Origin of the sequence: Gordonia sp. ALPHA1B1, assembly GCF_005502615.1 — a bacterium.
GTDB classification, from domain to species: Bacteria; Actinomycetota; Actinomycetes; order Mycobacteriales; family Mycobacteriaceae; genus Gordonia; species Gordonia hongkongensis.
The window spans coordinates 1-23674 of the sequence record NZ_SCOC01000053.1; the positions used below are offsets into that span (position 1 = coordinate 1).

At 68.2% G+C, this 23674-nt stretch carries 20 protein-coding genes and 1 pseudogene; 10 read left to right on the top strand and 11 right to left on the bottom strand.

Annotation, left to right across the window (positions count from 1 at the left end; genetic code table 11):
- Positions 1-276 precede the first annotated feature (276 nt).
- The 9 genes from FFS52_RS21930 to FFS52_RS21970 form a co-directional block, all read right to left on the bottom strand.
- A complete protein-coding gene (locus tag FFS52_RS21930) occupies positions 277-1563 on the bottom strand; it encodes an MFS transporter (protein ID WP_137810934.1) in 1287 nt (428 codons plus the stop codon).
- Between the two features lie 57 nt (positions 1564-1620).
- The gene (locus tag FFS52_RS21935; RefSeq protein WP_058252932.1) at positions 1621-2094 is read right to left on the bottom strand and encodes a MarR family transcriptional regulator; all 474 of its coding nucleotides are present in this window, start codon (positions 2092-2094) and stop codon (positions 1621-1623) included.
- Between the two features lie 90 nt (positions 2095-2184).
- On the bottom strand, positions 2185-2814 hold the full coding sequence (locus FFS52_RS21940) for a TetR/AcrR family transcriptional regulator (protein ID WP_137810935.1): 630 nt from the start codon (positions 2812-2814) through the stop codon (positions 2185-2187).
- Between the two features lie 129 nt (positions 2815-2943).
- Positions 2944-4473 (bottom strand): long-chain fatty acid--CoA ligase, encoded by a 1530-nt coding sequence (locus FFS52_RS21945; RefSeq protein ID WP_137810936.1) that lies wholly within the window; start codon positions 4471-4473, stop codon positions 2944-2946.
- 7 nt (positions 4474-4480) lie between these two features.
- Positions 4481-5608, bottom strand: coding sequence for a DUF5938 domain-containing protein (locus tag FFS52_RS21950; RefSeq protein ID WP_065631111.1), 1128 nt, complete (start codon positions 5606-5608; stop codon positions 4481-4483).
- A gap of 79 nt (positions 5609-5687) precedes the next feature.
- Entirely contained in the window at positions 5688-6491 is an 804-nt protein-coding gene (locus tag FFS52_RS21955) for an SDR family NAD(P)-dependent oxidoreductase (protein ID WP_137810937.1), read from the bottom strand.
- Between the two features lie 260 nt (positions 6492-6751).
- A complete protein-coding gene (locus FFS52_RS21960; RefSeq protein WP_137810938.1) occupies positions 6752-8845 on the bottom strand; it encodes a PhoX family phosphatase in 2094 nt (697 codons plus the stop codon).
- Between the two features lie 211 nt (positions 8846-9056).
- A complete protein-coding gene (locus FFS52_RS21965; protein WP_137810939.1) occupies positions 9057-11084 on the bottom strand; it encodes a TPM domain-containing protein in 2028 nt (675 codons plus the stop codon).
- Between the two features lie 93 nt (positions 11085-11177).
- Positions 11178-11969, bottom strand: coding sequence for an LLM class F420-dependent oxidoreductase (locus FFS52_RS21970; RefSeq protein ID WP_068972109.1), 792 nt, complete (start codon positions 11967-11969; stop codon positions 11178-11180).
- A gap of 92 nt (positions 11970-12061) precedes the next feature.
- Between FFS52_RS21970 and FFS52_RS21975 the strand changes: the two genes are divergently transcribed.
- The 3 genes from FFS52_RS21975 (at position 12062) to FFS52_RS21985 (ending at position 15395) form a co-directional block, all read left to right on the top strand.
- On the top strand, positions 12062-13225 hold the full coding sequence (locus FFS52_RS21975) for an aminotransferase class I/II-fold pyridoxal phosphate-dependent enzyme (RefSeq protein ID WP_137810940.1): 1164 nt from the start codon (positions 12062-12064) through the stop codon (positions 13223-13225).
- Positions 13226-13309: 84 nt separating this feature from the next.
- Positions 13310-13957, top strand: coding sequence for a class I SAM-dependent methyltransferase (locus FFS52_RS21980; protein WP_137810941.1), 648 nt, complete (start codon positions 13310-13312; stop codon positions 13955-13957).
- Positions 13958-14069: 112 nt separating this feature from the next.
- On the top strand, positions 14070-15395 hold the full coding sequence (locus FFS52_RS21985) for an alpha/beta hydrolase (RefSeq protein WP_137810942.1): 1326 nt from the start codon (positions 14070-14072) through the stop codon (positions 15393-15395).
- A 37-nt stretch (positions 15396-15432) separates the two neighbouring features.
- Here FFS52_RS21985 and FFS52_RS21990 read toward each other — a convergent pair whose 3' ends face one another.
- Together FFS52_RS21990 and ilvD are read right to left on the bottom strand one after the other, a co-directional pair.
- Positions 15433-15699, bottom strand: a complete 267-nt coding sequence (locus tag FFS52_RS21990; protein WP_137810943.1) for a LapA family protein — start codon at positions 15697-15699, stop codon at positions 15433-15435.
- 130 nt (positions 15700-15829) lie between these two features.
- Positions 15830-17545 (bottom strand): dihydroxy-acid dehydratase, encoded by a 1716-nt coding sequence (ilvD, locus tag FFS52_RS21995; RefSeq protein ID WP_065631105.1) that lies wholly within the window; start codon positions 17543-17545, stop codon positions 15830-15832.
- A 56-nt stretch (positions 17546-17601) separates the two neighbouring features.
- On the opposite strand from ilvD, the pseudogene FFS52_RS22000 reads away from it, so the two are divergent.
- The 7 genes and pseudogenes from FFS52_RS22000 to FFS52_RS22030 form a co-directional block, all read left to right on the top strand.
- Positions 17602-18053 (top strand): annotated as a pseudogene (locus FFS52_RS22000) (alpha/beta hydrolase); the annotation flags it as partial.
- A 245-nt stretch (positions 18054-18298) separates the two neighbouring features.
- Positions 18299-18991 carry a GntR family transcriptional regulator gene (locus FFS52_RS22005; RefSeq protein WP_137810947.1) on the top strand — a complete coding sequence of 231 codons (693 nt, stop codon included), beginning with the start codon at positions 18299-18301 and terminating at the stop codon, positions 18989-18991.
- Positions 18988-19215: a ferredoxin family protein gene (locus tag FFS52_RS22010; RefSeq protein WP_010843879.1), complete on the top strand. Its 228-nt coding sequence runs from the start codon at positions 18988-18990 to the stop codon at positions 19213-19215. The genes FFS52_RS22005 and FFS52_RS22010 overlap by 4 nt, the downstream gene beginning before the upstream one ends.
- 83 nt (positions 19216-19298) lie before the next feature.
- The gene (locus FFS52_RS22015; protein WP_137810944.1) at positions 19299-20738 is read left to right on the top strand and encodes an ABC transporter substrate-binding protein; all 1440 of its coding nucleotides are present in this window, start codon (positions 19299-19301) and stop codon (positions 20736-20738) included.
- Entirely contained in the window at positions 20735-21592 is an 858-nt protein-coding gene (locus tag FFS52_RS22020) for an ABC transporter permease (RefSeq protein WP_065631102.1), read from the top strand. Before FFS52_RS22015 ends, FFS52_RS22020 begins: the two co-directional genes overlap by 4 nt.
- Positions 21593-21615: 23 nt before the next feature.
- Positions 21616-22392, top strand: a complete 777-nt coding sequence (locus tag FFS52_RS22025; RefSeq protein ID WP_137810945.1) for an ABC transporter ATP-binding protein — start codon at positions 21616-21618, stop codon at positions 22390-22392.
- Positions 22393-22399: 7 nt separating this feature from the next.
- Positions 22400-23674 (top strand): fumarate reductase/succinate dehydrogenase flavoprotein subunit (locus FFS52_RS22030; protein ID WP_137810946.1); only part of this gene is annotated, 1275 nt, incomplete at its 3' end.

Consider the following 23674-nt stretch of genomic DNA (forward strand, 5'->3'; position numbering starts at 1 on the left):
TCCGCTGCCTCAAGCGCTACATCGCCCGCGAAGTGTTCCGCGACCTCACCACTGACCTCGGAGCACTTGACAAGCTATAGGACCCTCTCGCTTCGCTCGCACCTCAGGGAGCATAGAATTCGGGCGCCCAGGAGGGTTCGCTCGGTGGTCCACGACGGCCGTCCGGCCGCTCCTCAGGGAGCGGAGGCGTCGCGCTCGTCGCACCTCGGGGAGCGGGAGGGGGCCGTGCTCCTTGCGCCTGTGCTCAGGGAGCAGGAAGCTGCGTGCGCGGGAGGCTCAGAACTCCTCGGCGCCGATGAGAGCGGCGTCGTCGGCGACCTTGTGGTCGTGAGCGACCTTGGCCAACGACACCGCGCCGAGGGCGACGACGCAGTATCCGGTGGCGAACCACCACGGTGTCGCCTCCGAACCGGTCCACTTCGCGAGGTAGGCGACGAGCACGGCCGCGATCGCGGCGCCCATCCAGCGGAGGAAGCTGAACCCGGCACTCGAGACCGACCGGGGGGTGTCGCCGCCGACGGCCGACATCGCGACGTCGGTGAAGAGGGTGTTGAGCACGCCCGAGGGGAAGCCGGAGAGGATGACGGCCAGGCCGATCAGCCAGATCTGTCCGGTGAACGTGCCGATCCCGGCCAGCACCATGACAAGTCCGTATGTCGAGATGGCAACCATGACACCGGCCTTCTCACCGACGACCCGAGCGAGCAGCGGGGCGACGAAGACTCCGGCGACCGCCGTGAGCAGGCCCCAGCCGAAGAAGACGAGTCCGGCGTAGATGGGTCGCAGGCCCATCGCGATCGGCGCCCAGGCGATCACGGTGAACAGCGCGCCCGTGTAGAAGGCGGAACCGACGGACGTGACGAACAGGGTGCGGTTGCGCAGGACCTTGATCGGGTCGACGATCCGGACCCGTACTCGTTCGGACCGCGGTCCGTCGGCGGGAAGCATGAACGCGCACAGGATGGCTCCGGCCAGCATCAGCAGGGCGGTACCGGCAAACGGTGCGCGCCAGGTCCATTCACCGAGCGTCGCGCCCAGGAGCGGTCCGACGGCCAGTCCGATGCCCAGGGCGGCCTCGTACATCATGATGGCGCTGTTGCGGTTGCCGACCGCCGATTGGACGATGAAAGCCAGTGCGGTGGCGAGGAACAGTGCGTTGCCGAGACCCCAGATCACCCGGTAGGCGATGAGCTGGTCGATGTTGTCGGCGAAGGCCGAGACGCCGGCGGCGACGACGATGAGTCCAAGCCCGACGGTGAGTGTGCGCCGCGGCCCGAAACGGTATGCGGCCCAACCGGTCAGCAGCATCGCGACGCACTGGACGCCGACGTAGACACCGAACAGGAGCGTGAGCTTCTCCGGTGGGGCGTTCAGCGCTTCGGCGATGCTGTGCAGGATCGGATCGACGAGGCCGATGCCCATGAAGGCGATGACGGCGGCGAAAGCGGTGATCCACACCGCGCGCGGTTGTGCACGCAGAGAGGCGAGCATCGACGGTTCGGCTGCGGTGGTGTCGCGCGCAACCGCGGCGGTGTCGCCCGGGGTGTGTTCGGTGACGGTCATTGATTCCTCTGCCAGATCAGGCGGACGGCCGGCGGTGTCGAACCGCGACCGGGCCGCTCACGCACTCGCCGGGCGGGCGGGGTGCGATACCGGGTGATTGTCGAGCTGGTCGCGCAGGGCCTGCAGGGCCGGTCCGGCCGCGGCGATGGCTTCGCGCTGCTGATCGTCGAGCGCGGCGAGCGCACCGGTCAGGATGACGTCCCGCTCCTCGCGGATCTGCCGCACGAGGGTGCGCCCGTGGTCGGTGAGGCCGACGAGCACGGCTCGGCGGTCGTCTGGATCAGGTCTGCGTTCGACCAGGTCGTGCTTGGTGAGTCCGTCGATCACCGACGTCGCTGTCGGCATGCGGATGGATTCGCGGGTGGCGAATTCACCCATCCGCATCGGCCCGTGATCGGCGAGGACGCTCAGGGCGGACGTCTGCGCCGCGGTCAGCTCGACCGAGGGTGCGCGACGACGAAGGGCCAGGTACAGCCTGGTGATCGTCGGCCGCAGGGTCTGGGCGAGCTGGGCGGGGTCGGAAGCGGACACGTTTAGAGAGTCTAATACTTAGGGGTTCGAAGTATTAGGGCAGGGGCCTGTGACGCTGCGCACGAATGTGCGGCTCGATTCGTCAGACGGTCAGTGGTGCCCCACGACTCCGAAGAAGGCGATCAGGTCCTCGCGGGCGGTCGCGACGCCGTCGGGCCGGCCGTCGATCTCGCTGAGCAGTCCGCGCTGGAAGATGCCGTCGAGCGCGATGTAGGCGACCGCCGGTGTCACCGCGGGCTGCGTCCCCGACAACTCGCAGAATCTCTCCACCACGCGCCAGATCATCTCTTCGCGCCGGCGCTCGATCTCGATCACGTCCGCGCGGAAGGAGTCGTCGAACATGCTCTGATTTCGCAGGTCGTACCAGAGCCGATGAATGGCTGCCTCGGAACGCATGCCTGCGAAGAAGGTGTCGGCGAACTCGTCGCGCAACTGATCCGCGGTCACCGCGTGGGCCACGACCTCGTCGTAGCGGGTGACGCAGACGGCCTCGTACTGCCGGACCGCGTGGGCGATGAGGTCGAGCTTGTCGGTGAAGTAGTAGTGCAACACCCCGTGCGAGTACTCGGAGTTCTGCGCGATCTCGCGCAGGCTCGTCCGCGCGTACCCCAGTTCGGCCAGCGTCGTCAGAGTCGCCATGGCCAGCTCGTCGCGCTTGGCCTGGAACTTGTCTCGTGCGCGGGCCTCGATGCGGGCCTGTCGGTCGACGACCTGTGTCATCTCGCGGTCCTTGCCGGGGGATTCCCTTGCTCGGGGAGTGATGGAGTTCGAGACCCGAGTGTACCCACCCGGCCGAGTTCGACGCTTGTCGGCGCCGGCCGGGCGGGCACCGGTGAGGCCTCGATGCGGTCAGCTGAATGCGCCCCGGACCTCGGTCTTCAGGATCTTGCCGACCTTGGACCGCGGCAGTTCGGTCCAGATCTCGATCTCTTTCGGCGCCTTGACGCTGCCGATCCGTTCCTTGACGAAGGCGATGAGCTCCTCGGTGTCGGCGTCGTGCCCCGCACGCAGTTCGACGGCGGCCGTCACTCGTTCGCCCCATTTGGGATCGGGCAGCCCGATGACGGCCGAGTCCTTCACCGCCGGATGGGCCAGCAATGCCTGTTCCACCTCGGCCGAATACACGTTGAACCCGCCGGTGATGATCATGTCCTTGGCGCGGTCGACGACGAAGAGGTAGCCGTCGTCGTCGAGGTAGCCGATGTCGCCGGTGTGATGCCAGCCGTGCGCGCTCACTTCGGCGGTGGCCGTTGGGTTCTCGTGATATCCGTCCATCACGAGTGGTCCCCGGACGACGATCTCGCCGCGCTCGCCACGACTCAGCAGCGACCCGTCCTCGGCCATGATCGCGACCGTGGTCAGCGGTGTCGGCCGACCGGCCGATCCGAACCGCTCGGTGGCCATCGACCCGTCGTCGTGGAAGTGCTCGGCGGGCGCGAGGGTGGCGATCATGTTCGGTGCCTCCGTCTGCCCGAACAACTGGCCGAGCACCGGGCCGATACGCGGCAGTGCTTCTTCCAGCCGCGTGGGCGACATCGGCGCCGCGCCGTACCACAGACATCGCAGCGAGCTCAGATCCCGACTGTCGAGGTCGGGATGGTCGAGCACCCCGTAGATCACCGTCGGCGGCAGGAAGGCGTGGGTGATGCGATGCCGCTCGATCAGCGCCAGGAACTCCCCGATGTCAGGTGCCGGCATGATCACGACCTCACCGCCGAGGCTGAGGATGGGGAACGTCAGCACCCCCGCCGAATGGGTCAGCGGGGCGAGCGCCAGATACCGGGGGCGCTCACCGAACGGGTAGCTCATCAACGCCAGTGCCGTCGAGGTCATCATGTTGTCCTCGGTGAGCCGCACCCCCTTCGGTCGGCCGGTCGTCCCGCCGGTACCGGCGAGCATGCACAGACCGCCATCTGGTCGTCGGCGTTCGTCCGGCTCGGCTCGATGTTCGTCGAGCCAGGCGTCGAACGGAGTCGCCCAGTCGACGTCGCCGTCCAGACAGACCAACCGGTCCAATTGCGGGAGCTGATCTTTGATCTTCTCGACCAGGCCGGCGAACTTCGCCTGGAAGAACAGCAGCCGACACCCGAAGAGATCGAACAGCTGTCGGTTCTCCTCGGCCTCGTTGCGCGGATTGACCGGGCACCACACGGCACCCGCACGCGAGATGCCGAAGACGCACGTCAGGGCCAGCGAATCGTTGGCCGAGAGGACGGCGACCCGGTCGCCGGCCTCGATCCCGTTGTGCTGCAACGCACCTGCGATGGCAGTGGACCGATCCTGGACCTCGCCGTAGGTCGAGGTGACCCCGCCGGCGGTGAGGCACGGCGCGTCGCGCCCCAGCGAGGCGCCCTTGTCGAGGTACTCCGAGAGTCGCATGTCGTCCTCAGCGGTGCACGGTGACGATCGGGTCCAGGACCAGACCGAAAGCGCGAAGGGTGCCGAGCAATTCGCGATGGCCGAACGCCTGGCAGCTCGAGACGAAGCCGACACGGCGGGGGCGGGCCTGGAGCAGTTCGTTCGCGGCGTGCGCGTTGAGCAGGGCGGTCTGCTTGTAGTTGGAGTTGCCGTGGATCACGCAGTGCGCGCGGCCGAGCGGACCGGAGGCGTAGACCGAGTCCAGCGAGGTGTTCAGGCGCGGGTTCTCACGCGGGGGCATCTCGCTGCGGATGGCGGCCGACTGCTCGTCGATGATCCGGTACTTCTCCTCCTCGGACTTGCCCTCCATCTGTTCGAGCGCGGCGGCCACCAGAACCGGAACGCCCTGCATCAGTGGCCGGTTGAAGACGCCGCCGAGTGCCTTTGCGGTGGCCACGCGCGGGTCGTTCTTGAACCACACCGGGTGTGATGTACCGCCCCAGGGCAGAGCGAGACCGAGGTCGTGCTGACCGGGCACGCTGACCGTGTACAGACCCGCGTCCGCCGGCCATTCGACGTACTCGTTCTCCTCGAGGTAGTACGCCTTCGCGAATGCGGCATTGGTGAGGATCGTGTTGGTCGACGCGACGGTCGGGTGGCCCTTCCAGAACACCTGGATGTCGAGGGTGTCCAGTCCGGGGTTCTCCAGGCAGATGTTCGCGGCGATCTCGCCGATGGAGTACATCTGCGCCAGGCCCGGCGTCAAGACCAGTTCGCGAGAAGCGAATTCGGCTCCGTACTGCGCCTCGGCATCGATCATCCAGTTCTGTTCACCGTTGGTGTCGGTGTAGTGGGCCCCGATCTCCAGGCACGCCTGGACGACCTCGTGGCCGTAGCGGGCGAACGGCCCGACCGTGTTCAGTACGACGTCGGCGCCGCGGAAGGCCTCGGTCAGCGCCTCGACCGTGTGCTCGACCTCGACGATGTCGTACGCGACCGTGTCGATGCCCGGCACCGCCTCGACGGCGCTCTTCAGCCGGGCGTGGTCGCGGCCCGCCGCCAGGAACGGGATGTTGTACTCGCGCAGGTACTCACAGATCAGTCGGCCCGTGTATCCGGACGCTCCGTAGACGACGACGCGTTTGTCAGTGGGCATGGTGGGACTCCTCGTGTCTGGTTCGGGTGTTCGATGCGGGTGTTCGGGAAAAGCGTTGCGGCAGTGAACGTCGGTGGGATCACATCCCCATGCCGCCGTCGACCGGGAGGCCCGCGCCGGTGATGAACTTCGCGGCGTCGGAGACGAGGAAGACCACGGCGTCGGCCATGTCGTCGACCTGTCCGAGTCGGCCCAGGGGTGTCAGCTCCGCGACCGCCTGGGCAGCCGCCTCCGGGGATTCGAACAGCCCCAGGGCTGCGGTCTCGACGGCGAGTTTGTTGCCCATCGCGGTCGGGGTGAGGGCGGGATAGATCGAGTTCACGCGCACGCCGTAGCCGAGCTTCCCGGATTCGGCGGCCGCCACCCGGGTGAGGCGGTCGATACCCGACTTCGTCGCGGAGTAGACGCTGATGCCGGGGAAAGCGATTGTCGCAGCGACGGATGCGATGTTCACGACGGCTCCGCCCTTGCCCGCGATGCCGCCGGGACGCATCGCGCGGAACGCGTGCTTGATGCCGAGGGCAGTACCGAGCACGTTGACGTCCAGCATCTTCGACGCCTCCGCGGCGTCGAGATCGACCAGGAGGTTCGTCACCTCGATGCCGGCGTTGTTCACGACGATGTCGAGCCCGCCCAGCGACTCGACGGTCGACGCCGCGGCCGACTCCCAGGCTGCGTCGTCGGTCACGTCGAGCGCGACGAACTCGGCCTTCGCGCCTTGTGCCCGAAGCGTTTCGACCGCCTGCCGACCGCCGTCGGAGTTCACGTCGCCGATCGCGACGGACGCGCCGGCTGCGGCGAGCGCCTCGGCCATCCCGGCACCGAGGCCCTGCGCGCCACCGGTGACCAGTGCCGTCCGCCCGGTCAGGTCATAACTCGTCATCGTTCCACCTCCGTGAGACCGCCTCGGCCGAGGCGGAGAAGCAAGACACAGTCGAGGCGACATGTGCTGCACGCCACACTAAGCCCGAGTCTTGACACTCGTCAAGAAAAACCTTGACGACTGTCACGATCGGGGTGTGATCCGCGAAAGATCCAGGTCAACGGCTCGGTGCCGCTGGACAGTCCTGGTGGGAGATGAAGAGCACCCCCGAGCCGGGCCGCAGGCCCGGGACTCGAGGGTGCTCGGATGAAGCGGTGCGGTCAGACGCCGATCTCGCCCCCGTTGTCCCGCCATACGGCGACGACGGACGGCCGGGGTTGGGACTGTCCGCCGTCGGGCCAGTGCGACGCCGGGTTGTCCGCGGAGTGGTCGTCGAGTTCGCCGGGATGCTGAACCGCGATCAGGACACGATTGGTGTCGATGATCGGGCCGCAGGTCTCGCCACCCTTGGGCACGGTCAGGAACTGCTTGGTCTCCCCGCGTCGATCGCCGTCCAGGGCGACCGCGAACAACCCGTCGTTGCTGTCGAGTGCGTTGCCGTCCGTGGAGATCCACAGATTGCCATGGGGATCGAACGCGACGTTGTCGGGGCAGGAGATCGGACTGACCTTGGTCTTGTCGAACCCGCCGTAGTAGGTGTCGGCAGCAGCCGGGTCGCCGCACACCAGCAGGAGTTCCCAGGTGAACTCGGTGCCGGTGTGGTCGTCGGTCATCTCCAGGACCTGACCGTTCTTGTTCTCGTTGCGCGGGTTCACCGCATCGGCAGGCGCTTCACCATCGGTGCCGCGATCATCGTTGTTCGTCAGCGCGCAGTAGACCTTGCCGGACTTCGGATTCGGTTCGATGTCCTCGGGCCGGTCCATCTTGGTCGCGCCCACGGTGTCGGCGGCCTGCCGGGTGAACACCGCGACCTCGGCGGGGGACATGCCGGGGATGTACGAGCGTGCCGAACCGTCGGCGTTGACCGTCAGCAGCGGCTTCCAGGACCCCTTGCCGGCGAATTTCCCTGAGGCGGGCGGGGTTCCGGTACCGTCCACCGGGTCGGGGGAGTCCCCGGTGAAGGTGGCGACGTAGAGCGTGCCTTCGTCGAGGATGCCCATGTTGTGGTCGCGGGCCGTCTTCGACAGGCCGGACTTCATCTTGCGGCTGGAGACGAACTTGTAGATGTACTCGAACCTCTCGTCGTCACCGCTGTAGGCGACGACGGTGTCCTTGTCCGGCCCGCTCCCGACCACGTAGATGTTCGCCGATTCGTGCTTGAACCGGCCCATCGAACTGTGCTTCACCGGAACAGAATTCGGGTCGTGCGGATCCACCTCGACGATGTAACCGAAGCGATTCCCCTCGTTCGGCTCGACCGCCAGGTCGAAGCGCTTGTCGAACCGTCCCCAGTAATGCTCGTCGCCGTCGTCCTCGAAGGAGTAGCGCTCGAGCCGCTCCTTGGCCTTGGCGTCGGTGACGGTGCTCGGGTTCGCGAAGTAGTTGTTGAAGTTCTCCTCCCCGGAGAGCATCGTGCCCCACGGGGTGAGACCTCCGGAACAGTTGGCGAAGGTGCCCAGGACAGTGGTGCCGGCCGGGTCCGCGGCCGTCTTGACGAACTCGCTGCCCGCGGCCGGGCCGGTGAGGCGGAACGGGCTCGAGGCAGTCAGACGTCGGTTCCGAGGGCCCACAACGGTTTTGAGAGCTCCGCTGCCGGATTGCGCGGCGACCTCGACGACCGCGATGCCGACCGACGCCATGGCGATGCGGGCCTGCTGCTCGGTGGGTTCGCCTTCCTTGTAGCCGGCGAACATGAAGGGCTCGGTCGGATACTCCAGGTTGGCGACCAGGTAGTGGTGATCGGCGACGCCGTCGACCGGGATCAGGCCGGCGAAGTCGTTGTTGAAGCCGAACTGCCCGGCCTGCGCCTCGGGCGTCTGATTGGCGAAGTCGAACTCGGGAGCGCCGGGCAGGATCGGGTCGCCCCACCTGATCACCACCTCCTGGCGGTACCCGTCCGGGATCACCACGGCATCCTCGGTGTTCGGCGCGACGGTGGCGAAGTTCATGCCCGGCATCGCATCTCCGGATGCCGCACCGCTCGACGACGAGGCCGACTCCGACGACCCGGAATCACCGCACGCCGCGAGAAGTGAGGTCGCACCGACGGCCACCGCTGCACCGGCCGAGGTCTTGAGAACGCTTCGACGCGAGACCGCGGTGCGGACGACGTCCCGGAAGTAGTTGTTGTCGCTGGTGTTCCCGGGATCGTGGCGGCACGCGTCGCCGCACTTGTAGCGGCAGGTCACGTAGGCGCGGGACGAACGTCCGGCATCCTCACCGGTGGACATGAACAGCTGCAACGGAATACGCACACGGGCTCCTCTGAAAACATGGTCGCGCCACGGGGCCGGCGCACGACGAGGAGCACGTTAGGAGGATGAAACGAACCGATGGTCACCCGAGCGTTAACGGCAACCCAACACCCCTGTTGGTTCCACGTGGAACATCACGCGGCCATGTCGATCCGGCCCGCTCCCGGCGCCGTGCTGATTCGGCCCCTCGCTGCGCTCCCGGCGCCGGGGCCTAGAACCGCCCGCCGGTTCCGATCCGGCCCGACGATCCGGAACCACCGAAGGAACCGGGGCTGCGTCCGCCGCTCCCGAAGCCGCCGCCGAAGCCGCCGCCACCGAAGCCACCCCCGCGTCCCGCGACGGTGCCGCGTAGAAAGCTGTCGACGAGGATTCCGCCGAGGACCGCACCGGCGGTGGACGAGCCGCCCGGATGTCGCTGTTGCGACTGCCAGTCGACGACGTCGGTCTGAGCGGCCATGAGCGCCTGGTCGGCCAGGGAACCGGCGCGACGTGCGGTCGCGGTCGCCACCGGTGCATCGGTGGCAGCGGCGTCCGTCGCGGACTGCAGAAGCCGCTGCGCCTCCGCCAGTCGGGTACGTGCCGTGGACTGCACGGCCCCCCGCCGGGTGCCGATGAAGTCGGCGGCCGCTGTCACCTTGGCCTCCGCCGATTCGAGTGCCGCGGTGAGGACCTGTGCCCGACGGATGCGCTCGGCAGCGGCGTCCCGCGCCGCGGCGAGTGCGTCGTCGAGATCGGCATCGGCGTCGACGAGCGCCGTGAAGGTACCCAGCGGATCGGCGTCGAAGTTGCTGCGGGCATTCGCGACCGCGGCGCTCGCGACCTCGATCGCAGTCACCAGCGACGTCCCGCCGGTCTGTGCCAGCGCGTTGGCCTCGGCCAGTTCATCGTCCACCTCGGCGATGAGCGCCGGCATCCGCGAGCGGGCGACGGCGATGTTCGCGTCTGCATGATCGATGGCGTCGAGCAGCGTGGTCGCCTGCTCGATCGATCCCTCGGCCGAGCGGATCGCAGCGACGGCCGGTCCCTGCTGACCCACCGGTGCGGCGATGGCGGCACGCCCCTGATCCGCGGTCGCCTCGGCGAAGTCGATCTGGGCTCGGGCGAGATCGACGTTGTCGAGGATGGAGGTCAACGTGGCCTCGCCGTGCTTGCCGATGAGCTCGGTCAGCTGCTGCGACGCCGTCTCCAGACGGGCACGTAGACCGATGAGTTGCTGGGTGATGGAGTCGAATCGCGAGTCCGCATTGATGAGGAGGTTGCGCATCGCGTCGAAATTCTCGACGTGGTCGTCCAGAGTGCTGTCGATCTCGGTGCAGGTGGTGATGATCTGGACGAGCATCGAGCGCCGTTCGTCGTCGGTCTCGGGAACGTTGTCATCGAGACGCTGGCGCAGCGCGAACGCCCGTCCGAGCGCCTGCTCGGCGTGCCGCACGGTGTCGGTGAACGGAGCCGTCTCGGCCTCACCGAACTCGCCGACCGCCAGCTGGAGCTCTTCCTTGCTGGTGCGGATGGCGTTGTCGAGGTCCGTGAGCACCTCACGCGACCACGGGTCGAGCACCTCGACGGGTTGCGCGGCCAACTGGTCGACCGTCAGTTCCTGCTCGCGCAGGGTCTCGACGCTGTCGTTGATACGACGCTGCTTGCGGCGCCGGGAGTAGAGGTACGCGCCGCCGCCGCCGAGGACGGCCACGCCGCCGACGACGCCGGCTGCGATCAGACCGGTGTGGTTCGGATCGAGTGCGCCGGACAGTCCGTTGACCGCCGCCAGGCCCGCACCTGCCCAGTTCTCGTCGCGCAACTGCGGGACGACGTCGTCGTTCGCGACTTCTTCGAGTGTCGATTGATCGAGGCCGCCCACGCTGTCGGGTGCGAATAACCGATACGCCCGGTCCTCGGTGGCGACGGCGAGCAGGGCGTCATGGTCACCCAGCTCGCTGGCGGCGGCGGTCCGATCCGCCCATTCCTCGCTGGTCAGACCGTCGAAATCGCGGACGTACACGATCCACATCTGGACCGCGTGGGCGTTGTAGAGCGAGTCGATCGCCGTCTCGAGTTCGGCGCGCTGCGCCGGGGAGATCGCATCGGCGGAGTCGACGACGTAGTTCGGCAGCCGGGTGGGCGGCTCCGCCGACGCCGCGCCGGGGGACGCCAGGGCCATGAGGACGCCCAGCAGTCCCGTCAGCGCGACCGCCGAAGCCGCGCGTGTCAGCAGTTCCCGAAGTGCCGGCACTCGATGCATGATCACAAACCTAGCCGTGCGGGCGTGCGGTGTCGTCGACGCCTTCGGGGGAGTGTCGGCACCCGGGCGCGGGTGCGCCCGGGTGCTACGCGGTCAGTTCCGCGAGTCGCGCCACCGGCACAGCGCCTCGAGTGCGGTGAGGTCGTAGTCGGGGCCGGTGACGCCGACGGTCAGCAGCGTGACGCCCTCGTCGGCGAGTGCATCGGCATCGCGCAGCAGCGCGTCGGTGTCCCCGTCGAACTGCACGCCCGACGACCGCTCGATGGTCTCGGGGTCTCGACCCACGGCGGCGCAGTGCTCGGCCAGCACCTTGGACTTGTGCCGGTACTGCTCGACGTCGTTGAAGCCGTGCCAGACGTCGCCGTGCTCGGCGATGTAGCGCAGCGTCTTCTTCTCGCCGCTGCCGCCGATGAGGATCGGGATGTCGCGTGTGGGAGCCGGATTCAGCTTGGCCAGCCGCGACTTGATCCGCGGGAGGGCGGCACCGAAATCGTTCAACCGGGAACCGACCGTGCCGAAGTCGTAGCCGTACTCGTCGTAGTCCTTCTGGAACCAGCCGGCTCCGACGCCCAGGATCAGACGGCCGTTGCTGATGTGGTCGACGGTGCGGGCCATGTCGGCGAGCAACTCCGGATTCCGGTACGAGTTGCAGGTCACGAGCGCGCCGATCTCCACCCGGGAGGTCTGCTCGGCCCAGGCGCCGAGCATCGTCCAGCATTCGAAGTGCTCGCCCTCGGGAGCGCCGTAGAGCGGATAGAAGTGATCCCAGTTGAACGCGATGTCGACGCCTGTGTCCTCGGCGCGGCGGACCGCGTCCCGGATCAGCGAGTACTCGGGTGCGTGCTGGGGCTGGATCTGGACACCGATGCGAATGGGGAAGGCCATGCCGACCAGTCTGCCCGCTGACGGCGGAATCGTCGACGGACGTGGTGGCCGCGCTCTTGGTGCCGCGTCGACATCGGCGGTACGAAGTAGCGGTGAGCATCAGACCGGTCGCGCCGCCGCTCGACGAACTACGCCGTCGTACGAGCGCGAAGTGGAGCACGCACCCCGACGACGTACTACCGCTGTTCATCGCGGAGATGGACTATCCGCTCGCGCCGGTGGTCGCCGACGCCATCATCGACCGGGTACGTGCGTCCGACATCGGTTACGCGGCGACCTCGGGCTCCGCAGGCGAGGCCTTCGCCGGGTTCGCCGACCGTCGGTGGGGGTGGCGGGTGGATCCGGCTGACGTCAGCTCGACGACCGACGTGAGCGTCGTCATCGTCGAGAGTCTGCGCGTCGCGATCAGTCCCGGCGACGGTGTCGTGCTGATGCCCCCGGTCTATCCGCCGTTCTTCGAACTCATCCCGGAGGCCGGTGGTCGCGTCGTCGAGGTGCCCCTCCTCGAGGAACGCGGGTCGTCGTCGACGGCCTGGCGGATGGATCTGGCGGGCATCGAACGCGCCCTCGCCGCCGGCGCCCGGGCGGTTTTACTGTGTCACCCGCACAATCCGCTCGGCCTCGTCCACGACGCCACCGACCTCGAGCGACTGGCCGACTTGGCCGCGGCACATGGCGCGACCGTCGTCAGTGACGAGATCCATGCGCCGCTGGTCCACCCCGGCGTGGAGTTCGTCCCGTTCCTCGCGGTGGGCGACACGGCGCGTGAGGTCGGCGTGGCCGCACATTCGGCGAGCAAGGCCTTCAATCTCGCCGGTGCCAAGTGCGCGCTCACGGTTGTCGCGTCGGACCGGGGGCGCGCGCTGATCGGGCGGCAACCCGACGAGGTGCGCTATCGCACGAGCATTCTGGGCCGCGCTGCGACCGAAGCGGCATTGGCCCACGGTGATGAGTGGCTCGACGCCACCCTCGAGGTCATCGGGGAGAACTTCGATCTCCTCGAGCAGCTGCTCGCGCAGCATCTTCCGACGGTGCGGTACACGCGGCCGGAGGCGTCGTATCTCGCTTGGCTCGACTTCCGCGAGACCGGGCTGGGCGACGACCCCGGGCTCGTCATTCTCGACAAAGCCCGCGTCGCCCTGCATTACGGACACGCCTTCGGGAATCCGGGTGCCGGTTTCGTTCGACTCAACGTCGCTTGCTCCGCCGACGTGCTCACCGAGGCCATCCGGCGGATCGCGGGCGTGGTGCACTGACCCGGGGTCTCCCTCCACCATCACTTCTTGCCGGATCGGCAACCGTCCTTGCCGCTCACGACGGTGCGTGCCACAGTCGAAGACATGACCACCGAGAACAGCCATCGCCCCGAGGCCGCGACCGAGTCCCGGGGGAGCAACGATCCGGGAACCGCCGAAGGGTGGGACGAGCGGTACCGCAGCGCGGACCGTTTGTGGACCTCCGACGTCAACCCCGCGCTCGTCGCCGAGGTGTCGGACATCGAGCCGGGCACCGCGCTCGACGTCGGGTCGGGCGAGGGGGCCGACGCCCGATGGCTCGCCGATCGCGGGTGGCAGGTCACGGCCCTCGACATCTCGCAGGTCGCAGTGGATCGGGCCCGTGAGATCGACCCGCGACCGTCGATCACGTGGTTGCGTGCGGACGTGATAGCCGATGACGTGCCAGCGGCCGGCGTCGATCTTGTGACGATGCACTACTTCCCGATCCCGAAGGCGAATGTCGACGCGGCCCGCCGGCTGGTCGATGCCGTCGGCCCCGGCGGGTCCCTGCTCGTCGTGGCACACGCCCCCGAGGGTGTGCGTGCACATGGCTTCGACCCTGATGGCTATGTGCAGCCCAAGGACTTCGCGGCCTTGCTGGGCGACGGTTGGGAAATCGTCACCGACGAGACGCGGGAGCGTGGACGGGCCGCGGGCGGCGGGCACCACACCCACGACGTGGTGTTCCGGGCGCGGAGACAGGCTGCCTGATATCCCGTTGCGTTTTGTCCCGGTAGCCGGGACCAAACGCAACAGGATCTGACGGGCGGCGGTCGCGACTTCCGCTCCGCCCACATTGAGTGCACATCTGTACACTCGGGGCATGACCGCCACGACCACGCGTGAGTCCGAGCTGCGGGCCCTCACCGATCTCGGGCTGTACGAGGCCGGCGCTGCGACGCGCGGCGTCGGAGCGATGCACCGCGTCATCGCCGGGGGCGTCTTCCGGATGCTCCGGCCTGTCCTGGGGAGTTCCGTCGACACCGCGCGGATGGTGCATGACGCCGTCAGCGAGGGGACGTACAACTCGATCACCGCTGCCCTCGACGCCGGCCGGTCGGCTGCGGACCATGTGCCCTGGTCGGAGGGCCGCGCGCCCTCGCACACCCCTCGAGGCGCGGTGCTCCTCGGCATCCTCAACGGTCTCATCGGCGATGAACTGGACACCGCGGACTCGCCCCTCACGGCCGACATGTCGATCCGCGTCGACGGCCGGCCGGTCTCCCTCGACGTCGAGTCGCTCCGCGATGGCTTCCCCGACGCGGGTGGACACGTCGTCGTGTTCCTGCACGGCCTGATGGAGTCGGAGTTCGCGTGGTCGCTCAGACCGAAGCAGACTGGGCCCGCTCGCTCCGCTCCCGGCGCCCGGCGAACTGGGCCCGCTCGCTCCGCTCCCGGCGCCCGCCGACCCACATACGGCGAGCGACTGACCCACGACATCGGCGCCACCGAGGTCCAGGTCCGTTACAACACCGGTCGCCACATCAGCGAGAACGGCCGCGCCCTCGCCGACCTTCTCGACGCACTCGTCCTGCTCTGGCCGACGCCGGTGACACGACTGACCCTCATCGGGCATTCGATGGGTGGGTTGGTTGTCCGAAGTGCTTGCCACGCAGCCGATCAGCGCGGCGACTACTGGACGGGCCTGGTGTCGGAGACGGTGTGCCTCGGCACGCCGCACCTCGGGGCTCCACTCGCTCGCGGTGTCCACCTGGCCACGAATGCGCTGAACCGGACGCCGGTCACCCGCCCGATCGGCTCATTGTTGCGTCGTCGGAGTGCCGGGGTGCGAGACCTGTTCCACGGCAGCCTGACCGACGACGACTGGATAGGTCACGACCCGGACGCGTGGTCACAGCCGCCCGGCGCCGACGTGCCGCTGCTGGCGGGCGCTCGCCATCTCTTCGTCACCGCGACGATCACCCGCGACCCCGACCACCCGGTCGGGCGTCTGCTGGGTGACGGCCTGGTGCTCGCGCCGAGTGGGCGCGGGCAGCACACGCGGCAGCGTCGCGGGCTGAAGTTCCAGGAGGGGTTCCACATCGGCAACGCGCACCATTTCACCCTGCTGAACAGCGACGCGATCTACGACTGGCTGCTCGGTCACCTCACCCCGCGAAAGGCCTTGCCGTCCGGTCGGTCGTCGTGAGGGGGCTCGCGGATTCGTCGGCGCGGCGGCGTTCGGTTCAGTGCGGACGGCGCTGCCGGTAACGTCCGCGCGCGGCGAGTACGCCGACGACCCAGCCGACGAGAAAGACCACGGCCAGGATGAACCACAGCGGAGATTCGACACTCACCCAGAACAGGTCGATGCGCACCGTGGTCCGGTTCTGCACGATGAAGACCACCGCGAGAACGGTCAGTCCGAGCGCAATCCATTGCGGCAAAGACACCTTCGACAGCGCGGACGATTTCCCGGTCGCGGGTTTCGGGGTGCCACGGTCTTTGGCCATGCCAGAGACTGTAGGCGCATTCGACGGCGGTCACCGGAGATCCGGTTGCGATTCGTCCCGCAATCCGGGACAAACCGCAACCTGAGCCGGCACCGGGGTTCAAGGGGTCCAGCGGGACCGGTACAGCGCTCTACCGGCAGACCGCCCCTTGTGACGCGGACGTGACGAGCTTGGAGTACTTCGCCAGCACGCCGCGCGTGTACCGCGGCGGGAGGGGAGTGAACTCCTGTGCACGCGAAGCGAGTTCGTCGTCGTCGACGAGGAGATCGAGGAGACCGCGGCCGACGTCGAGCCGAATGCGGTCGCCGTCGCGGACCAGTGCGATCGGTCCGCCGTCGACGGCCTCCGGCGCGATGTGACCCACGCACAGACCGGTGGTGCCGCCGGAGAATCGGCCGTCTGTCATCAACAGCACGTCCTTGCCGAGACCCGCGCCCTTGATGGCGCCGGTGATCGCGAGCATCTCCCGCATGCCCGGTCCGCCCTTCGGGCCTTCGTACCGGATGACGACGACGTCCCCGGCGGTGATCGTGCCGTCCTCGAGCGCGTCCATCGCGGCGCGTTCGCGGTCGAAAACCCGTGCCGTGCCCTCGAACACATCGGAGTCGAAGCCTGCGGACTTCACCACCGCGCCCTCCGGGGCCAGCGATCCCTTGAGGATGGTGATGCCGCCGGTGGGATGGATGGGCGACTTCGTGGCCCGCAGGACCTGGCCGTCCGGGTCCGGCGGCGCGATGTGCGCCAGGTTCTCGGCGACCGTCGATCCGGTCACCGTCAGGCAGTCGCCGTGCAGGAGGCCCGCGTCGAGGAGTGCCTTCATCACCACCGGCACACCGCCGATGCGATCGACGTCGGTCATCACGTGCCGGCCGAACGGCTTGACGTCGGCCAGGTGCGGAACCCGGCTGCCGACGCTGATGAAGTCGTCGAGCGACAGTTCGACCTCGGCCTCGTTGGCGATGGCGAGGAGGTGGAGCACCGCATTGGTCGAGCCGCCGAACGCCATCACCACGGCGATCGCGTTCTCGAAGGCCTCGCGGGTCATGATGTCGCGCGCGGTGATCCCGCGGCGCAGCATCTCGACGACGGCGACCCCGCTCTGGCGGGCGAACTGGTCGCGACGCTTGTCCGGGGCCGGGGGTGCGGCACTGCCCGGGATGGACATCCCCAGTGCCTCGGCCGCGCTGGCCATCGTGTTGGCGGTGTACATGCCGCCGCACGCACCCTCACCCGGGCAGATCGCGCGCTCGATGGTGTCGACGTCCTCCCGGCTCATAAGTCCGCGCGAGCACGCCCCGACCGCCTCGAAGGCGTCGATGATGGTCACCTGACGCTCTTTGCCGTCCGACAGCGTCGCGTATCCGGGCAGTGTCGACCCGGCGTAGAGGAACACCGACGCGAGGTCGAGTCGGGCCGCGGCCATCAGCATGCCGGGCAGGGACTTGTCGCAACCGGCCAGCAGGACCGAACCGTCCAGGCGCTCGGCGCTCATGACGGTTTCGACGCTGTCGGCGATCACCTCGCGGGACACCAGCGAGAAGTGCATGCCCTCGTGACCCATCGAGATGCCGTCGGAGACCGAGATGGTGCCGAACTCGAGCGGGTACCCGCCGCCCTCGTGCACGCCTTCTTTGACCGCCTTGGCCAGCCGGTCGAGCGACAGGTTGCAGGGCGTGATCTCGTTCCACGACGACCCGACGCCGATCTGCGGTTTCACCCAGTCGTCGTCGCCCATGCCCACCGCGCGGAGCATGCCGCGGGCCGCGGTCTTCTCCAAGCCGTCCGTGACGTCGCGACTACGCGGTTTGATGTCGATCTCGGCGTCCGGTTCGGTTCGCTTGGTCATGAGGGCAAGAGTAGTGGTCATCGCCGGCGAGTGGTCGGAACACCCGATGCACCACGGGCGAGTTCGTCCAGGGGCTGCTGAACCCGATCACCTATCCCGGTAGCCGGCTCCTTCCGCCGGCCCTGCAGCTGACGGTGGTCGAGAACGACCGACCGGCGTGGCCGGACGCAACGTCGACGGTTACATCGCGCGCCCGTACTTCCGGGAGATCTTCGCGCAGGACGTGTCGCCCGCGGTCGCCGCCGACATGTTCGCCCACCAGAAATCCGCCGCGCTCCGCGCCAACCTGGAACCGTCCGGACCGCCGTCGTGGGCACGGGTGCCCAGCTGGTACCTCGTCTCGCAGCAGGATCGCGTGATCCCACCGGCGCTGCAGCGCTTCCTGGCCGGACGAGCCGCACCCGGGCGCACGGCCGAGGTCAACGCCTCGCACGCGTCGTTGGTGTCGCGCCCCGATGCGGTCTCGCGGACGGTGCTGCGAGCGGTCGACGCGACGCAACCGCGCTGACCCGGGGGGCCGACACCGCATTGTGAGCGCGGTGATTCTAATCGGACCGAGGCGCACGAGGGTGGCGCAATGACCTGCGGCCGAGCACGGGCCGCAGGTCACGGCGTACCGCCGGTGGCGCATTCGCCCCGGGTCGCGACCAGCGCCGCGCACAGGCATTCCGGGGCCGGCGCGATCACGTTATCGTGCCATCCATGCAGCTCAGGACCACAGCAGCCGGACGGCTCCGGGCGGACAACGCCCGTATGGTCGCCGACGTGCTCCGGCGACAGATCCACGACGGCGACCTCGCCGAGTCGCTCGACGAACGCACCCTCATCGCCGACTTCAACGTCTCCCGCAACACCATCCGCGATGCACTCGCGATCCTCACCGAGGAACGACTGATCGAGCGAGCGCCACGGATCGGCACCCACGTGGTGGCTCGCAAACTCGATCATGGGCTCGATGCCCTGCAGGGACTGAAAGAGACATTCCGCTTGCACGGCGAGGTGCGCAACACGGTCAAGATCGCCACCCTCGTCGATGCCCCCCGCGCCGTCGCGAGACGGCTGCAACTCGCCGACGCGCAGGCCGTCTACATCGAACGGCTGCGTTACCTCGACGACGAGCCGATCAGCCTGGACATCACGTATCTCGTACCGGACCTCGGCATCCCGCTGCTCGAGCACGACCTCGAGAACAACGACGTGTTCACGCTTCTCGAGCAGATCGCCGGCGGACCCCTCGGACACGCGACGATGACGGTGGAGGCCGTCGACGCCGACCCGCATTCGGCGGCGCATCTCGAGATCGGTTCGGGTACCTCGCTGCTGCTGCTCGAACGACTGACCCATCTCGCGCACGAGAGCCGCCCCGTCGATCTCGAGTACATCCGGATGCGCAGTGACCGAGTCTGTCTGCGGAGCACCGCCCGACGCGAGGCGGCCGGCTCATGAGTCAGGTCAACAACCGGGTCGACGTGCCGGTCACCATCGACGAATCGCTGTGCATCGAGGGCTGCACCCTCTGCGTCGAGGTCTGTCCTCTCGACTCGCTGGCGATCAACCCGGAATCGGGCAAGGCCTTCATGCATGTCGACGAGTGTTGGTACTGCGGGCCGTGCGCGGTCCGATGCCCGACGGGTGCGGTCACCGTCAACATGCCCTATCTGCTCCGCTGAAATCTCCTGCCCCACAACGCCGGTACTGCAACGCAACCGGCGGCGATCACCCATGCCCATGGTCCCAGCCCAAAGGACGTCCGATGAGAACACGTCTCCGATCCCGACAACTGGCGGCGATCACCGTCACGCTCGCCGTCGCCCTCGGCAGTGCCGCCTGCTCGCTGGAGGACACCGGTGACACCGACGCCATCCGGGTCGTCGTCGGTTATCAGTCGAAGACGATCAACACGGTGACCGCCGGGACCCTGCTACGCGCGGAAGGTCAGTTCGAGAAGCGGCTCGCCGAGGTCACCGAGCGGACCGGCCAGGAGTACACGGTCGAGTGGCAGGACTTCGACACCGGCGCGCCGATCACGACCGGGATGATCGCGGGCAAGATCGACATCGGGTCGATGGGTGACTATCCGTTGCTGATCAACGGATCCCGTGCCGGTGCCGAGGAGAAGACCCGCACCGAGATGCTGTCGGTCACGGGATCCAGCCCGCGGGGTTCGCTGAACATGGTTGTGGTCCCGCAGAATTCACCGGCCACGACGATCGCCGATCTACGCGGGAAGTCAATCTCGGCCAGCGTCGGATCGGCCGGTCACGGGACGCTCGTGCAGGCCCTCGACCGCGTTGGGATCGACCCCACCACCGGGGTGCAGGTGCAGAACCAACAGCCGCAGGTGGGCGCGTCGGCGCTCGAGTCGGGCAAGGCGGATGCCCTGGCCCAGTTCGTGGCCTGGCCCGGACTCCTGGTCTTCCAGGACAAGGCTCGGTTGCTCTATGACGGAGCCCAGCTCGGGGTTCCGACCCTGCACGGCGTCGTCGCGAGATCTGCCTACGCGCAGGAGAACCCGGACGTGGTCCAGGCCTTCCTGCGCGCGCAGCTCGATTCGACCGAGTCCCTGACCCGCGACCCGCTCGCCGCCGCCGAACTCGTCGCGGAGAACAGCGGTCTCCCGGCCGAGGTCGTCTACCTCTACAACGGCCCGGGCGGAACGGACTTCAATCCGGCCATCAAGTCGGGCCTCGTCGAGGCGCTGCGCAACGACGTCCCCTACCTGAAGTCCATCGGCAGCTTCCCCCACGAGATCGACCTGGACACCTTCGTCGATCCGGGGCCGCTGCAGGAGACCTTCGCCGCGGCCGGCGTCGACTACTCGGAAGCCCTGAGCCGCAGCGGCAATGCTTCCGTCACTCGTGGTGACGACCCGGTCTGCGGGGTCGCGGTCGACCCGGCGACCGCCGGTGAGATCTGGTTGCGCGGACAGGAGCGGACCCAGCCCGCCGCTGATCCGACCTGCTTGCTGCGCGGGGTCGCACAGGCTCGACGACAAGGGCAGGAAGTCCGGGCCGCCTACATCTCGGACCCGCAGCTCGGGACCCGCTGGTTCGCCGACAAGGCGGTGTGGCTGCGGGAGGGTGACCGGTACGTCGCGTTCACCACGACCGACAGCGCGCGACAGTACCGCGCGACGCATCCCGGTGCCGTCGACGTGACGTACGAGCAGGCACTTGCCGGAGTCGTGTCATGACCACCGCGACGATCGGATCGGTCGCCGTCGACGACACGGCCACCGATTCGGTGCCGGCCCGGACCCCGGACGGGTCGAACCGATACTGGCACTGGGGAGTCCGGATACTGGTCCTGGTGGTGGCCGGTGTCGTCTGGCAGCTGCTGACCACGCACGATGTGGTTCTGTGGGCCAGGTTCGACACCATTCCCTCGCTCACCGACGTCGGCCATGCGTTCTGGGCAGCTCTCGGCACCGAGCAGTACTACCTGGATCTCGGCCAGTCGCTGATCCGGATCGGTACGGGATTCGCGCTGGCGGTCTGCGTCGGCATCCCGGTGGGAATCGCCCTCGGCCGCTCCGGGACAGCGCGACTCACGGTCGGCACCCTCACCGAGGTGCTCCGTCCGATCCCGGCGATCGCCCTGGTACCGGTCGCGATCCTGGTGTTGCCGACCGACGAGGCCGGCATGGTCTTCATCACCTTCGCCGCGGCGTTCTTCCCCATCCTCGTTGCGACTCGCCATGCCGTCCGGGCGCTGCCCACGATCTGGGAGGACTCGGTGCGGACGATGGGCGGCACCCGTCGAGACGTCGTCCTCCGGGTGATCCTGCCCGGCATCGCGCCGGGTGTGTTCAGCGGGCTGTCGGTCGGGGTCGGCGTCGCCTGGATCTGCCTCATCTCCGCCGAGATGATCTCCGGCCGGCTCGGGGTCGGATACCGGACGTGGCAGGCGTACACGGTGGTCGACTACCCGCAGGTGTTCGTCGGCATGCTGACCATCGGCGTGCTCGGCGCACTGACGTCGGGGCTGATCGAGGTGATCGGTCGGCGGGTCACCCGCTGGCTGCCGCGAGGGCAGGAGCAACGATGACCCCGACGACGGCAGGAGCGACGATGGCCCCCACGACAACGGCATTGACGGCGGACTCGGTCGCCGCGATGCGGCTCGATCTCGAGGACATTCGGATCGGTTACGGGGACTCGACGGTGATCGACGGTTTCGACCTCGTCGTCGGCGCCGGCGAGATCGTCGTCCTGACGGGACCGTCCGGGTGCGGGAAGTCCACGATCCTCCGCGCCGTCGCGGGTCTCCTGCCGGTCCGCGGCGGTCGAATCCTCGCAGACGGCGACCCGGTTGGCACCACGTCTCGGGATCGGGCCATGGTGTTCCAGGACGATGCGCTGCACCCCTGGCGGACGGTACGCGGGAACATCTTGCTGGCGTTGACATTGCGCGGCGTCCCGCGGCGACACCGCCGGGATCAGGCCGAGCAGTGGATCACCGAGATCGGTCTGGACGGCTTCGCCGACCACCTGCCGAAGTCGTTGTCCGGCGGCATGCGTCAGCGCGTGCAGCTCGCCCGTGGCCTCGCCGGGTCGCCGAGAGCGGTTCTGATGGACGAACCCTTCGGGGCGCTCGACGCGCAGACACGGACCGCCATGCAGCGATTGCTGCTGCAGACCCTGTCGGCGCACCCGTCGACCGTGGTCTTCGTGACCCACGACGTCGACGAGGCGCTGCTGTTGGGCGACCGGGTCGTCGTACTGGGCCGTGCGGGCGAGACCGTCCGCGCCACCGTCGACGTCCCGCACCCTCGCGACCCGGATCGCCGCGGGGACGACGCCACCCGGCGGCTTCGCCGCACCATCCTCGATGCATTGGAGAAGTGAACCGGCAGTGGATATCCCAGACATCGCCGACCGGAGTCGGCTCGACTGTGACGTGCTGGTCATCGGCGGCGGGACCGCCGGGACGATGGCCGCTCTCACCGCCGCCGAGAACGGCGCGTCGGTCTTGCTGCTCGACAAGGCGCATGTTCGCCACTCCGGGGCCCTCGCCATGGGGATGGACGGGGTGAACAACGCGGTCATCCCCGGCAAGGCCACCCCCGAGGATTACGTCGCCGAGATCACTCGAGCCAATGACGGCATCGTGAACCAGAAGACGGTGTATCAGACAGCGACTCGCGGCTTTGCAATGATCGGTCGTCTGGAACGCTACGGCGTGAAGTTCGAGAAGGACGAGTACGGCGAGTACGCGGTCCGCCGGGTGCACCGGTCGGGGTCGTACGTCCTGCCGATGCCCGAGGGCAAAGACGTGAAGAAGGCGCTGTACCGCGTCCTGCGCAAGCGGGACATGCGCGAGAAGATCACGATCGAGAACCGGCTGATGCCCGTCCGGGTCCTGACCGCGGGCGGGCGCGCGGTGGGTGCGGCCGCGTTGCACACGCGCACCGGCGAGTTCGTCGAGATCGGAGCCAAGACGGTCATTCTCGCCACCGGGCCCTGCGGCCGCCTGGGCCTGCCCGCCTCCGGGTACCTCTACGGCACCTACGAGAACCCGACGAACGCCGGCGACGGTTACTCGATGGCCTACCACGCGGGCGCGGAGCTCAGCGGCATCGAGTGCTTCCAGATCAACCCGCTGATCAAGGACTACAACGGCCCGGCGTGTGCGTATGTGGCGAACCCGTTCGGCGGGTACCAGGTGAACGCCGACGGTGAGCGGTTCGTCGATTCCGACTATTGGTCGGGCGACATGATGGCGGAGGTGAAGTCCGAGATCGAGTCGGCGCGCGGCCCGATCTATCTCAAGGTCAGTCACCTTCCCGACGAGACGCTGGATTCGCTCGAGTCGATCCTGCACACCACCGAACGACCCACGCGGGGAACGTTTCACAGCAACCGCGGACACGACTACCGTACCCACGACATCGAGATGCACATCTCCGAGATCGGTCTGTGCAGTGGACATTCCGCGTCCGGCGTCTGGGTCGACGAGCACGGACGCACCACCGTCGACGGCCTGTATGCGGCCGGCGACCTCGCGTGCGTGCCGCACAACTACATGATCGGCGCATTCGTCTACGGCGAGCTCACCGGTCAGCATGCCAGCGACACCGCCCGCGACCTGGCCGCGCCCACCGAACTGCCGATGGACCAACTGCGCGCC